14 protein-coding genes and 2 other annotated features are annotated in these 12,759 nt (G+C 40.0%); of the genes, 13 read left to right on the top strand and 1 reads right to left on the bottom strand.

The window, feature by feature from the left end:
• Positions 1 to 7 precede the first annotated feature (7 nt).
• The 13 genes from phoU to ACYQ03_RS11285 all read left to right on the top strand — a co-directional run bounded on the left by phoU (position 8) and on the right by ACYQ03_RS11285 (position 11,906).
• Complete coding sequence (gene phoU, locus ACYQ03_RS11345) at positions 8 to 664, top strand: phosphate signaling complex protein PhoU (protein ID WP_459910051.1); 657 nt, start codon at positions 8 to 10, stop codon at positions 662 to 664.
• Between the two features lie 199 nt (positions 665 to 863).
• Entirely contained in the window at positions 864 to 1,517 is a 654-nt protein-coding gene (locus ACYQ03_RS11340; RefSeq protein WP_459910050.1) for an ABC transporter ATP-binding protein, read from the top strand.
• A gap of 1 nt (position 1,518) precedes the next feature.
• A complete protein-coding gene (locus ACYQ03_RS11335) occupies positions 1,519 to 2,319 on the top strand; it encodes an ABC transporter permease (RefSeq protein WP_459910049.1) in 801 nt (266 codons plus the stop codon).
• 123 nt (positions 2,320 to 2,442) lie between these two features.
• Entirely contained in the window at positions 2,443 to 3,123 is a 681-nt protein-coding gene (locus tag ACYQ03_RS11330) for a TVP38/TMEM64 family protein (protein WP_459910048.1), read from the top strand.
• Positions 3,124 to 3,174: 51 nt separating this feature from the next.
• Positions 3,175 to 3,427, top strand: a binding site (T-box leader).
• A gap of 130 nt (positions 3,428 to 3,557) precedes the next feature.
• The gene (gene aroF / locus ACYQ03_RS11325) at positions 3,558 to 4,583 is read left to right on the top strand and encodes a 3-deoxy-7-phosphoheptulonate synthase (protein WP_459910047.1); all 1,026 of its coding nucleotides are present in this window, start codon (positions 3,558 to 3,560) and stop codon (positions 4,581 to 4,583) included.
• A gap of 22 nt (positions 4,584 to 4,605) precedes the next feature.
• Positions 4,606 to 4,853: a binding site (T-box leader), on the top strand.
• Positions 4,854 to 4,900: 47 nt separating this feature from the next.
• The gene (gene trpE, locus ACYQ03_RS11320) at positions 4,901 to 6,367 is read left to right on the top strand and encodes an anthranilate synthase component I (RefSeq protein ID WP_459910046.1); all 1,467 of its coding nucleotides are present in this window, start codon (positions 4,901 to 4,903) and stop codon (positions 6,365 to 6,367) included.
• A complete protein-coding gene (locus tag ACYQ03_RS11315) occupies positions 6,367 to 6,948 on the top strand; it encodes an anthranilate synthase component II (protein WP_459910045.1) in 582 nt (193 codons plus the stop codon). The genes trpE and ACYQ03_RS11315 overlap by 1 nt, the downstream gene beginning before the upstream one ends.
• Positions 6,945 to 7,958 carry an anthranilate phosphoribosyltransferase gene (trpD, locus tag ACYQ03_RS11310; RefSeq protein ID WP_459910044.1) on the top strand — a complete coding sequence of 338 codons (1,014 nt, stop codon included), beginning with the start codon at positions 6,945 to 6,947 and terminating at the stop codon, positions 7,956 to 7,958. The genes ACYQ03_RS11315 and trpD overlap by 4 nt, the downstream gene beginning before the upstream one ends.
• Entirely contained in the window at positions 7,958 to 8,761 is an 804-nt protein-coding gene (trpC, locus tag ACYQ03_RS11305) for an indole-3-glycerol phosphate synthase TrpC (protein ID WP_459910803.1), read from the top strand. Before trpD ends, trpC begins: the two co-directional genes overlap by 1 nt.
• Positions 8,748 to 9,371 carry a phosphoribosylanthranilate isomerase gene (locus ACYQ03_RS11300; RefSeq protein ID WP_459910043.1) on the top strand — a complete coding sequence of 208 codons (624 nt, stop codon included), beginning with the start codon at positions 8,748 to 8,750 and terminating at the stop codon, positions 9,369 to 9,371. Before trpC ends, ACYQ03_RS11300 begins: the two co-directional genes overlap by 14 nt.
• Before the next feature lie 163 nt (positions 9,372 to 9,534).
• On the top strand, positions 9,535 to 10,008 hold the full coding sequence (locus tag ACYQ03_RS11295) for an HD domain-containing protein (protein ID WP_459910042.1): 474 nt from the start codon (positions 9,535 to 9,537) through the stop codon (positions 10,006 to 10,008).
• A gap of 160 nt (positions 10,009 to 10,168) precedes the next feature.
• Positions 10,169 to 10,894, top strand: coding sequence for a D-alanyl-D-alanine dipeptidase (ddpX, locus tag ACYQ03_RS11290; RefSeq protein ID WP_459910041.1), 726 nt, complete (start codon positions 10,169 to 10,171; stop codon positions 10,892 to 10,894).
• 109 nt (positions 10,895 to 11,003) lie between these two features.
• Entirely contained in the window at positions 11,004 to 11,906 is a 903-nt protein-coding gene (locus tag ACYQ03_RS11285; protein WP_459910040.1) for a radical SAM protein, read from the top strand.
• A gap of 97 nt (positions 11,907 to 12,003) precedes the next feature.
• On the opposite strand, the gene ACYQ03_RS11280 is transcribed toward ACYQ03_RS11285, so the two are convergent.
• On the bottom strand, positions 12,004 to 12,723 hold the full coding sequence (locus ACYQ03_RS11280; RefSeq protein ID WP_459910039.1) for a diadenylate cyclase: 720 nt from the start codon (positions 12,721 to 12,723) through the stop codon (positions 12,004 to 12,006).
• Positions 12,724 to 12,759 lie beyond the last annotated feature (36 nt).

Here is a 12,759-nt window from a genome sequence, read left to right as displayed (position 1 = left end):
GTAGAACATGTCATCAAGACAATCCTATGATCGTCAACTTACAGATTTACAACAGCATATTCTTAGAATGGCTAGTTTTGTAGAAAGAGCTATCTATGATTCAGTGGAGTCCTTGGCCAAACAAAATACTATTTTAGCGCAACAGGTTATCGATAAAGATGATATTATTGACGAATTATATAACGATATAGAATACACCATTATTAAAATCATCGCCACCCAACAGCCCATCGCTAAAGATTTGAGGCTGGCTGTTTCCGGGCTAAAAATAATTATGAGTTTAGAACGAATGGCAGACTTTGCCGTTGATATTGCCAAGGTAACACTAAGACTATCTGGTCAAAAACTCATTAAACCTCTGGTAAAAATACATGAGATGTCAAGAATGGTTCAGCTCATGGTCAAGGACGGCCTAGATGCCTATGTACACACTGATGAAGCTAAGGCCAGAAAGATGTGTAGGTATGACGATGATGTGGACTATTATTTTCGTGAGGTTTTTGAAGAATTAATTGAGTTTATGAAGAAAGATCCTACTAGCATTGAACAGGCAACCAGCCTGTTGCTCGTTTGCCGCTATCTTGAACGTATTGCAGACTATGCAACCAATATAGGAGAAGAGGTAGTCTTTTTGATAACAGGATATTGGGAGGAAATGAACTAGGATTAAACAATATTTACCCCTAATGAACCCCCTGGCTAAACCAGGGGGTTTTTGGCAAATCTTAATAAATACAACTAATATCTAAAGTCCATAGTGAAGCAGAGCAAATAATACGATATGGCAAAGAAGGTATACTGTATTGGTTGAAGAACTGAAAACATATGGAAAGTTGCCTGGGAGACATTGGAGGGGAAACTAATTGCTATTTGAATTTAAAGATATTAGCTACACTCTGGGAAATGAAGGGACACGTCGCATTGTTGTTTCTGGTGCCGTAAAAGCAGGAGAAACTTTAATCGTCAGAGGAGCTTCGGGTGTAGGTAAATCAACACTGCTCAGAATCTTAGCCAGACTCCAGCCAGGAAAAGAAGGGGAGGCTTTCCTCCAAGGAAAAAGTTGGCTTCATATACCACCCCCTGCTTGGCGGGTAAACATACATTATCTGGCCCAACAAGCAACGATCTTTGACGGTACAGTGGCGGATAATCTTGCCATGCCCTTTGCAACAAAAATTGCTGGTCAAAAATTGCTAGACATTAACCGGGCCAAAGAACTAATGGATAAACTCCATTTAGGCCCAGAGTTATGGCATCAAGATGCCCGGACATTATCCGGCGGTGAAGCCTCTAGGCTTGCTTTCATAAGATCCTTGCTTATAGACCCGACGGTTTTACTTTTAGATGAACCCACGGCTGCCCTTGATGATGAGGCCCGGCAAGCCCTTTATAAAGTTCTAGCAGATTGGTTGAAGGGTTCTGATCATGCTGCTCTCTTAATATCACATAATAACGACTACCAACAACTTGATCAAATTACTTTTCTTGATATTAAGCCCTTGGAAAGGGGCGTGTAGTGTGGAAAATTCTACAATCCCGATATCTAACTACCAACTGGCCTTTACGGTTATTTTAATCGTAATAACCGGGGGTATCTCTTCACTTCTTAAATTGGGTCTGTTTAAATCATTAATTTGGGGCACCATAAGAACCTTTGTTCAGTTGACTCTGGTAGGTTATGCTTTAACCTATATTTTTGAGATCAATAACCTGTGGCTGATCATTACTATTATCACAGTGATGTGTTTCATTGCCTCCCGGGCTGCGGTAAAAAGAACTCCCAACGTGCCAAATTACCCTGCATATTTAGCATTTATATCCTTGCTGGCCAGCACATACTTGGTAGGGACCATTGTTACAGCGCTGATTATTTCTCCGAACCCCTGGTACTCTGCAAGAATTGCCATACCCATTTTTGGTATGATTCTTGGTAATTCCATGAATGGCATTGCTCTCTCCCTGGATCGACTTTACAATGAAGCAAGATCCCGTTCTGCTGAAATAGAAGCTATGCTTACCTTTGGCGCAACTCCCTGGGAGGCAATACGTCCCAGTGTCCGTGAAGCCCTGCGGGCCGCCATGACCCCCACCATTAACTCTTTAATGGTGGTTGGTTTAGTAAGTTTACCCGGGATGATGACCGGACAAATATTAGGGGGTGCCGACCCCAGGGAGGCTGTACGTTATCAAGTAGTGGTAATGTTAATGATCGCTGCCGCCGTAGCCATTGGCTGCTTGATCTTGGTGGGCCTTTCCTACAAGAAACTGTTCAACAAGGATGAAGCTTTAGAATCCTTTGTTTTGCAAAGTAGAAGGTAAAGTAAAAAGGCAGGAAGAAGTCTTTCCCCATGTTTGCAAATAGGCATTTCAATTAGAATTACGATTGGTCACATCTGATTAATAGATTAATTATTAGTTGCATATAAGGTGAAGGAGGATTTTTTGAAAAAATATCTGAAAAAATATCTATTGTTAGTAATTTTCCTACTTGCTATTATCCTCTTTGTCCTCTGGTACCAGGAGATTCAAAGTATTATCAAAGCTGCCAGTTCTAGAGATGTACGAGTAGCGGCCCAAATTATTCAAGAGGCTGGTGCCACTGCTATCCTGATCAGTATATTCATAAACGTAGCTATCAGCTTGTCGGGAGTCATACCCTCTGTTTTTTTAACCGCAGCAAACGTCTTGGTCTTTGGCCTCTTTGAGGGTTTTCTGATATCCTGGGCAGGGGAAATTAGCGGAGCGGCTATTTCCTTTTTGTTATATAGGTGGGGTGTAAAATCCATTGCCAAGCTTTCCACTGATCAATGGAAAATATCTAAAACGGTAAATTCGTTATCAGGGATAAAGCAAATATATTTTCTCACCGTCTTACGAATGGCCCCCTTTATTCCCTCTGGTCTTATTAATCTTCTGGGAGCAATAACTACGATTTCATTCACTAACTTTATAATTGCAACTATCTTAGGAAAGTTTCCATCCTTAGTACTAGAAACCTCCTTTAGTTATAACTTTGTTACACTGGACAAAAATTATTTTAACCTTGGCATAAGTATTGTAATAGCATTATTGATATATTTTGGAGTAAAAAAAGAGTTAAATCGGCTGCGTATGGAGGATTAAGTTTAAAAAGCTATTGACAGATTGGCTATAACGAGTTATAGTATCAAAAAAGTAAAACCTTTGAGCAAGAGAAGTACGAAAAGTTGGGTGTATCCAGAGAGCTGCCGGTGGTGAGAGTGCAGCAGCACAGATTTTTCTGAATGGACTTGTGAGGGCAGCTTGAAACTGCAGTTGCAGGAGTAGACGCTGACGGGAACCCCGTCCGTTACCAGTGGGGTGCATATGATGGTATGTAAAATGAGTGGGCGATTTTAAATCGTCAATCAGGGTGGTATCGCAGAAGCCTTAAGCTTTTGTCCCTTTTGGGGCAAAAGCTTTTTTATTTTCCCCAAAAAACTTAAGTGAAAAGGGTTATATCTATAGTGTCTATTGAATAATACTGAAATTTTATTTCAATGAGACCCTGACGAAATAAATGAAAGAGGTGATATCAGATGATCTTTGTATTAAAACAGAATGTGCCACAGGAAAGGATAAATCAGTTTATACAAAAGATTGAATCAGAAGGTTTTTCCACTTTTATCAGTTCAGGAACTGAGCATACTGTGGTCTGTGTAATTGGCAATACAGCAAAACTTGATCTTAATTTTGTCGTTCAAACAAATGAAATAATTGATTACGGTAAACGTGTAACAGAACCATATAAGGCAGTTAATCGCACAGTTCATCCCGATGACACCCTTGTTAAGGTTGGGAATATAACTATTGGTGAAGGGTTTTTTCAGGTAATCTCTGGCCCCTGTTCTGTAGAGAGTGAGGAACAGATAATTAAAATTGCAAAATCGGTCAAAAAAAGTGGTGCCACATTATTGCGCGGAGGGGCCTTTAAGCCACGCACATCACCTTACTCCTTTCAAGGACTGCATGAGTTGGGTATAAAATTTCTTCTATCAGCCAAGAAAGAAACAGGAATGCCAATTGTTACAGAGATTATGAATCAAACACAGTTGCCCCTATTTGAGGAAGTAGACGTAATTCAGATTGGTACACGAAACATGCAAAACTTTGATCTCCTTAAGGAGGTTGGCAGATACAAGAAACCAGTTTTGCTGAAAAGGGGTTTATGTAATACCATTGAAGAATTTTTGATGAGTGCAGAATATCTGATGTCCGAAGGGAGCACACAGGTTATCTTATGTGAAAGAGGTATCCGCACCTTTGAAACAATGACAAGGAATACTCTGGATCTATCAGCAGTTCCGCTGTTAAAGCAAAAATCCCACTTACCTGTGGTTGTAGATCCGAGCCATGCAGCCGGAATTCGTAATTTAGTTCTTCCCCTCTCCAGATCTGCCATTGCCGTTGGAGCAGATGGGCTGATGATCGAGACCCATAATAACCCTGCAGAAGCTCTAAGTGACGGCGCTCAGTCATTAGATTTACAGCAGTTTTCCGCTCTTATGGAGGATTTAAAGCACAGAATTACCTTTGAAAGAAAGCTCATTAGTAAGATATCTTAAATCAAAAAAATTAATACGTATCATAAAACCGTTGAAGCGGAGATAACGTTATAAAGTGCACTTACAGAGAGCAGGGGAAGCTGAGAGCCCTGCAGAACGCAGTATAGCAAATGGACCGCCGAGGGCGCAATGAAACGGAGCTTTTCCGGAGTATCCTGCGACGTAACACAGACGTTATTTGTGAGGAATATGTTAGTATTCTATGAGTGTGTAGGTTTTGAACCTGCAAAGCAAGGTGGTACCGCGAGTGTAACTGCACTCGTCCTTGACAATGTCAATGGACGAGTGTTTTTTGTTTTATGATAGGAGTGAATCAGATGTTAAGACCAACACTGGGTGAAGCCAAAAAGCTTGCCAAGGGTTATACGATAATACCCGTATGCAAAGAAATTTATGCCGATATTAAAACACCCATCGCGTTACTGAAAGTAATTAATAGCATCAGTCAGCGTTATTATCTTCTGGAAAGTGTGGAGCGAGGTGTAGCATGGGGCAGATACTCCTTTATAGGCTTTGATCCCGTAATCCAGGTAACATGTAAGGACAATAGGATTGAAATTAATAATGGAACAATCATCAAACTTGAGGGACAAAATCCCACAGGGGTGATTCGAGAAATTTTATCTCAATATAAAACACCTCATTTTGATTTTCTTCCCCCCTTTACAGGTGGATTCGTGGGTTATTTTGCTTATGAATTTATCAAATATTTCGAAGGGAGACTACAGCCCAAAACCAGAGACGTTGATAACTTTAATGATATGGAGCTGATGCTTTTTGATAAGGTGATCGTATATGACCATTTAAAACAAAAAATCATTATCATTGTCAATGTAAAAACTGAAACTTTGGAAGAAGGGTATAGAAAAGCTCGGTTCGAAATTGATAGCCTTATCCAGCTAATCAAGCAAAACATTCCGGAGGTACAAAACAAAGCTGTTTTAAAATCTGAGATTCGATCAGATATAACGAAAAATGAATTTGAGGCAATGGTCAGAAAGGCCAAGGAGTATATCGTCAATGGCGATATTTTTCAAGTAGTTTTATCGAGGCGCTTTACAGCTAAAATGGAAGGTAGTTTAATGGACATTTATCGGGTATTAAGGATCACAAATCCTTCACCCTATCTGTTTTTCATCAAGACCAAAGATGTGGAGTTGGCAGGGACGTCACCAGAAACTTTGGTAAAGCTGCAAAATGGCAGACTGGCGACTTTTCCTCTCGCTGGGACTAGACCTAGAGGAAAAACAGAAGTAGAAGATAAGTATATCGGGGAAGAATTGCTGCAGGATGAAAAGGAGCTCAGTGAGCACAACATGCTCGTTGATCTGGGGAGAAATGACTTGGGCAGGGTCAGTAAATTCGGCAGTGTAAAAGTAAGTGATTATCTCAAAATCTTACGTTTTTCTCATGTGATGCACCTGGCTTCGGTGGTGAACAGTGACATAAGGGAGGATAAAGATGCGATGGACGCAATCATGTCAGTGTTGCCGGCTGGGACCCTCTCAGGGGCTCCAAAGATTCGTGCCTGCGAAATAATAGATGAGTTGGAGCCAGTACGCCGAGGTATTTATGGCGGAGCTGTTGGATATATTGATTTTTCTGGGAATATGGATACTTGCATAGCCATCAGAATGGCTGTAAAAAAGAACGATAACCTATATGTTCAGTCTGGAGCAGGGATTGTTGCCGACAGTATACCTGAAAAAGAATATATAGAGTGTGAAAATAAAGCAATGGCGATGATTGAAGCTTTGCAGCTTTCACAGGAGGTAACAGACTAATGGTTTTACTAATCGACAACTATGACAGCTTTTCCTATAACCTGTATCAATTAATAGGGGAAATAAACGACGCTATTACAGTGTTGCGCAATGATGAACTGAGCATTGAGGAAATCGAAGCACTGCAGCCGACACATATCGTTATTTCGCCGGGACCAGGGTTCCCAGCCGATGCTGGAGTGTGTGAACAGCTTATTTTAAAGGTCAAAGAAAAAATTCCTATCCTGGGTGTATGTCTTGGCCATCAGGCAATCTGCGAAGCCTTTGGTGCTAAAATAACCCATGCCAAAAAATTAATGCATGGTAAAAAAAGCACTATTCACATTGCCAACAGCACTGAAATTTTTCTAGGACTACCGCCCTTAATAGAAGCTGCAAGATACCACTCACTTATTGTAGAAAAAACAGATATCCCAGATGAACTTCTAGTAATTGCCGAGGATCAAGCTGGCGAAGTCATGGGTGTGAAACACCGGGATTATCAAATCTATGGTCTGCAGTTCCACCCGGAATCTATATTGACCCCTCACGGGAAATCAATTATAGCCAACTTTCTTGGCTTAGGAGGAAAAAGAGTATGATAATGAATGCAATTTATCAAGTAGCCAATGGTCAAAACCTGGATCTAAATACAACTAAGGCTGTCATGGAGCAAATCATGAATGGAGAGGCCACCCATGCACAAATCGGTTCATTTTTAACTGCCATGCGAATGAAGGGTGAAAGTATTGATGAAATAACAGCTTGTGCTATGGTCATGCGCGAAAAATGCGCAAGGCTCAAATCAGGCATGGATTTGCTGGACATTGTAGGGACTGGTGGAGATGAAGCAAATACCTTTAATATTTCTACAATAAGTGCTTTGGTAATATCTGCAGCAGGTGTGCCTGTAGCTAAGCATGGTGGCAGATCTGTCTCAAGCAGTTGTGGTAGTGCTGACCTTTTGGAAGCTCTTGGTGTCAAAATTGATATCAGTGCAGCGCAAAGCGAACAAATATTAAATAAAATCAATTTGTGCTTTATGTTTGCCCCAACCTACCACCAATCAATGAAATATGCCGCCCCGGTCAGGCGTGAACTGGGTATCAGGACGCTCTTTAATATTCTAGGCCCGCTGGCAAACCCAGCTGGAGCCAATACTCAATTGTTGGGTGTTTATGATGAGAATTTAGTTGAGCCACTGGCTAGGGTACTTTTAAACCTTGGTGTTAAGCGGGCTATGGTGGTACATGGACATGATGGCCTGGACGAAGTGACTCTGTGCAGCACCACCACTGTTTGCGAGGTCAATGCAGGCAGGCTTAATAGTTTCTTTCTTGATCCTGAGCAGTTGGGTTTCCAAAGGTGTCAACCAGAGGAGCTGGTTGGGGGCAATCCTGCGGAAAATGCTCAAATTGCTCTAGATATCCTAAATGGACAGAGAGGGCCTAAACGAGATATTGTCTTATTGAATTCTGCATTGTGTCTCTATATGTATCATAGTCATACAACCCTGCGAGAATGTGTCAGATTAGCGGCGGAGATGATCGACAACGGCAAGGCCAAAGCCCAGTTGGAAAAATTTATTACCCTTTCCAATGAGGTGGCATGATGATATTGGATCAAATTGCCCTTTATACAAAAGAAAGAGTACAGACCTTAAAAAATACCAAATCCTTTGCTGAAATTAAAAAAGAAGCCCTGGAAGTTAAATGTGATCAACCATTCGCCTTTGAAAAGGCATTGGCCAATGAAGAAATATCCTTCATCTGTGAGGTCAAAAGGGCTTCCCCTTCCAAGGGTGTTATTGCAGAGTCTTTTCCTTATCTACAAATTGCACAGGAATATGAAAAAGTCGGAGCCAGTGCTATTTCTGTTCTCACCGAACCTAAATTTTTTCTCGGTAAGGACAGCTACCTAAGTGAAATAAAGGCCTGTGTGAATATCCCAATTCTACGTAAGGATTTTATCATTGACAGTTATCAAATTTACGAAGCAAAGATATTGGGTGCCGATGCTGTATTGCTAATTTGTAAATTATTGAACCTGACCACACTAAGGGAGTATATCAGGATAGCTGACAGTCTAGGACTTTCTGCACTGGTGGAGACCCATACAGAAGAAGAAATCGACCTTGCAGTGAAGGCCGGTGCCAGACTTATTGGCATCAACAACCGCAATTTAGAGACCTTTGAAGTGGACTTGAATACTACTATCTCTCTGCGACACCTTGTGCCAGAGAAGTTATTGCTAGTATCTGAGAGCGGTATCCAGAAAACAGAGGATATTAAGAGACTGCGCCAGAGCAATGTGGATGCGGTACTAATTGGCGAGACCTTTATGAAAAATGAAAATAAGGCTGCTGTTATGGAAAGTTTGAGGGGTACGAAGGGTGTGGCCCATGACCAAAATTAAAATTTGTGGTCTGACTAGAGTATGTGATATAGAGGCGGTTAATGAAGCTCTGCCAGACTTCGTCGGTTTTGTATTTGCAGACAGTAAACGCAGGATTAAACCCCAGGATGCAATTGGTCTTAAAAATCTCCTTGATAAAAAAATCCAGGCCGTCGGCGTTTTTGTTAATGAGGATATTGCAAATATAGCCGATATTTGTTTAAGAGGCATTATAGATATCGTTCAACTCCATGGCCAAGAAGACGTAACATATATGGAAAAACTGCAGCAGGAAATCGAAAAACCTGTTATCAAGGCTGTTGGAGTGCGTTCCAGGGAAGACATAAGGGCAGCAGAGACTTTGACTTGTCAATATCTCTTGCTAGATACCTATTCTGCAAAGCAGGCAGGTGGAACGGGGAAAACCTTTGATTGGAACATTGTTGATGAAGTTAAAAAACCCTATTTTTTGGCCGGTGGTCTCAACAGCAACAATATCCTACAGGCAATTAAAACTGTGAGGCCCTTTGGTGTAGATATTAGCAGTGGCGTTGAGGTCAATGGATTTAAGGATAAAGACAAAATACTAGAAATAGTGAAACTGATAAGGAGTACAGAGCAAAAAAGATAATAATTAACAGGTATGATTTTGCGCAGTCTCCCCCCTAATCTGAAATTTATAAATCAACTGTGAAAACCCCTTCAAATATCCCTAAATTCAAACAAATTTGCAGGAGTGCAAATGTTTATATGGAAATCATTCCAATATAAACCTTACAAAGGAGGGGTTTTTCTTGAATAAAGCTTTTAAAATACAGGGCCTGCTGTTGAAGAAAATTGGTGAATTTGAAAATGAGGGTCGAGAGAGGGATTTGCCTCTTAACTGGGAAAGAATACACATGATAAGTTGCGCAAAAATCGGTCAGATTCTTGCATTAAAACGTGGTGTTGATCCAGAACTGGCTAGTATAGCATGCTCAGTGCACGACTATGGTCGAATTATCACTGGAAAGCAAAAAGATCATGCTGGTGTATGTTATGAGCCACTGAAGGCTTTTCTTTCCGAAAGCAAATATTTTACACCTAACGAGATTGAGTTACTGGCACAAGCAGCAAAAAACCACAGTAATAAAAAGGAAGTAGGGTCTCCCCTAGAGGAAATAGTCAAGGATGCAGATGTACTTGACTGTTATCAGTATGGCCTTCCATTAGAAAGAGAAGAGCAAAGACAGCGATTGGAGAAAATTTTAGCCGAATTGTCCCTCTGATGCCTAAAAAAATACCCGTTTTGAACCAAAGCTAACTCGTACAAGAACGTTAATTTGTTCTTATACGAGTTACTTTTTATGAAACTGTTAAATCTTACATGCTTTAGAACTTTAGATGGAACAATAAAGAGCAACTATTGAAATTAATGAGGAGGCCACAATGAAGGCTATATATATTTTTTTAGTTGCTCTTGTATTTTTCCTAGTGGCGGATTTACCTAACAACCACAGTAAATTAGCTAATAACCCATCGTTTAAACTCTTTCTTGGTACCACTCCCCAGAAAAATTCTGTCTCGATGGAAGAATATCAGAACAAGTTAAACAGTGAAGAGTATCATGCTGATTTGGTAAAACTCACTGAGTTGGATGATTCCTTTTTTTATGACTTAAAATATGCCTCTACAGATAATTTCACAGGTAAAAAGATTTATAGTCAAGCCATCTGTTTAATCCATAGGAATACGGCACAAAAACTGATCTCTGCCAACAATGATTTTAAGCAGCTTGGCTACAGAATAAAAATATATGATGCCTATAGACCCTATTCTGCCCAAAGGGTACTCTATAATGCCGCAGAAAACAAAACCTTCCTAGCTGATCCAGAAAAGGGTTCCAACCATAACAGGGGTGCTGCGGTAGATATCACCCTGGTGGATGAAAAAGGTAATGAACTTCCAATGCCATCTAAATTTGATGAGTTTAGTATAAGATCCAGGATTAATTACTACAGTACAGAACAGAAACTCATTAATAACCGTGAACTACTGGGTAGGGTTATGGTTAAACACGGTTTTAAAAGGATAGGTAACGAATGGTGGCATTTTGAAGATACTGAGGCTAAGAAATATCCCCTTTTAGATATACCCTTTGAGTCTTATCTTTGAAATGGACAAAAAATAACAGTGTCCAGATAAATTTGGATACTGTTTTTCTATTTTTAGGGCTTCAGGTATAATTGAAGTAAATTATTAATATAAGGAAAGAATTATAAGAATGAGCACAAAATTATTAGATGATTGCACCTTGTGTCCGAGAAATTGTCATGTAGATCGTACCCATGGACAAAAGGGATATTGTAGAGAAACGGCAGAATTAGTTGTGGCAAGAGCTGCTCTACATATGTGGGAGGAACCTTGCATCTCTGGAGAAAACGGGTCAGGAACTGTATTTTTTTCAGGATGTTCAATGGGCTGCGTTTATTGCCAAAATTATAATATAGCAAAGGGACTGGTTGGCAAGAAAATCACCGTAGAACGGCTAGCCGATATTTTTAAAGAACTTCAGGAGCGAAAAGCAAATAATATTAATTTAGTGACGCCAAGCCATTACGTACCACAAATTATTGATGCTATCAAACTTTCGCGGAAAAAGGGCCTTTCTTTACCAATTGTATATAATTGCAGCGGCTATGAAAAAGCAGAAACATTAAAATTACTGACTGGTTATGTAGATGTTTATCTGCCGGATTTTAAATATATGGCAAAGGATATTTCCAAGAAGTATTCTAATGTTGAGAATTATTTTGAATATGCCTCCGAAGCAATCAGGGAGATGGTGCGTCAAGTAGGTGAACCTTCGTTCAATGAACATGGCATAATGATAAAAGGTGTTATTGTTAGACATTTATTACTTCCTGGTTATCTAGAAGATTCAAAGGAAATCATCAAATATTTATATGAAAGCTTTGGAGACACAATTTTCATAAGCATTATGAATCAATACACTCCATTAGCCCAGGTGAAAAAATATCCTGAGCTTGATCGAAGAGTCACGGCTAAAGAATATAACGAACTGGTAGATTATGCCATCTCTTTAGGTATAGAAAATGGCTTTATTCAAGAAGGAGAGACTGCATCAGATAGCTTTATTCCGGAGTTTTATCAAGAAGGGGTTTAGTAACCCCAGGAGGAAGTCACTAAACCGCTAGTGACCTGATCCGTCATCCAGCTTAATAAGTTTTAGGAGAGTCCTTGTCCAAGGATAGCTACTATCATCAAGGATTTGTAGTAACATAGGCAGACTTCATACTTGCAGATAGTTGGTTGATGGCAGTAGAATGTATGTTTTGCTTAATACCTTCTTCGCACATTGAAACCACAATTGGATGCAAAATACCATGTTGAATTACAGATACATTTCTTGTTTCCTCTGAAACAGCAATAATTATAGCGTCGGTAAGGTTGCTTAGGCCAAGGGCGGCACGGTGACGTGTCCCAATTTTTTTCCTATCCTTAGTGTATTTATCAGTGGATAAAGGAAGTACACAACCTGCAGATACTATTTTCCCATCACTAATGATTACCGCTCCATCGTGCAAAGGATTTCCTGGAAAGAAGATAGTTTCCAAAAGTACTGCCGATATTTCTGCATTAATAGAAGTACCAGTAATGTTGCAAGCAATAATAAATTGTTCCAAGCTATCATTCTGTTCTATAGCAATCAGTGCACCATATCCTTTTTTCGACAGGTTAGAGACTGCCATCAAGATTTCCTCTATTCCAGTGATGGCCGGAAAAAAGGACGTCTGAAAGTGATAAAGAGAGACCAATTCATCTAACTCCAGTACCAGTTTCTTTATAGCAGTGATCTCACATAGTAAACATCCTTCTTTATGGTCTAGCGAAGCAACGATATTATTAGTCTTAATTGTTAGTTCTTCTAGCTTATCTCGCAGATGCTTTTGCTGCTCATCACCTAATTGGCATAATGTCATCGATAAATCCCCCCAAGAGGTACTATGAGTTAATTT

Source organism: Desulfotomaculum defluvii, assembly GCF_054657375.1.
This window is presented reverse-complemented; position numbering and strand designations above follow the sequence as displayed.

What these genes read in the sequence shown, in the direction of transcription:
- phoU (WP_459910051.1), top strand. Translation starts at nt 8, where the DNA reads ATGTCATCAAGACAATCCTATGATCGTCAACTTACAGATTTACAACAG.
- ddpX (WP_459910041.1), top strand. Translation starts at nt 10,169, where the DNA reads ATGAAGGCTATATATATTTTTTTAGTTGCTCTTGTATTTTTCCTAGTG.
- trpC (WP_459910803.1), top strand. Translation starts at nt 7,958, where the DNA reads ATGATATTGGATCAAATTGCCCTTTATACAAAAGAAAGAGTACAGACC.
- ACYQ03_RS11285 (WP_459910040.1), top strand. Translation starts at nt 11,004, where the DNA reads ATGAGCACAAAATTATTAGATGATTGCACCTTGTGTCCGAGAAATTGT.
- ACYQ03_RS11300 (WP_459910043.1), top strand. Translation starts at nt 8,748, where the DNA reads ATGACCAAAATTAAAATTTGTGGTCTGACTAGAGTATGTGATATAGAG.
- ACYQ03_RS11315 (WP_459910045.1), top strand. Translation starts at nt 6,367, where the DNA reads ATGGTTTTACTAATCGACAACTATGACAGCTTTTCCTATAACCTGTAT.
- trpD (WP_459910044.1), top strand. Translation starts at nt 6,945, where the DNA reads ATGATAATGAATGCAATTTATCAAGTAGCCAATGGTCAAAACCTGGAT.
- ACYQ03_RS11280 (WP_459910039.1), bottom strand. Translation starts at nt 12,723, where the DNA reads ATGACATTATGCCAATTAGGTGATGAGCAGCAAAAGCATCTGCGAGAT.
- trpE (WP_459910046.1), top strand. Translation starts at nt 4,901, where the DNA reads ATGTTAAGACCAACACTGGGTGAAGCCAAAAAGCTTGCCAAGGGTTAT.
- aroF (WP_459910047.1), top strand. Translation starts at nt 3,558, where the DNA reads ATGATCTTTGTATTAAAACAGAATGTGCCACAGGAAAGGATAAATCAG.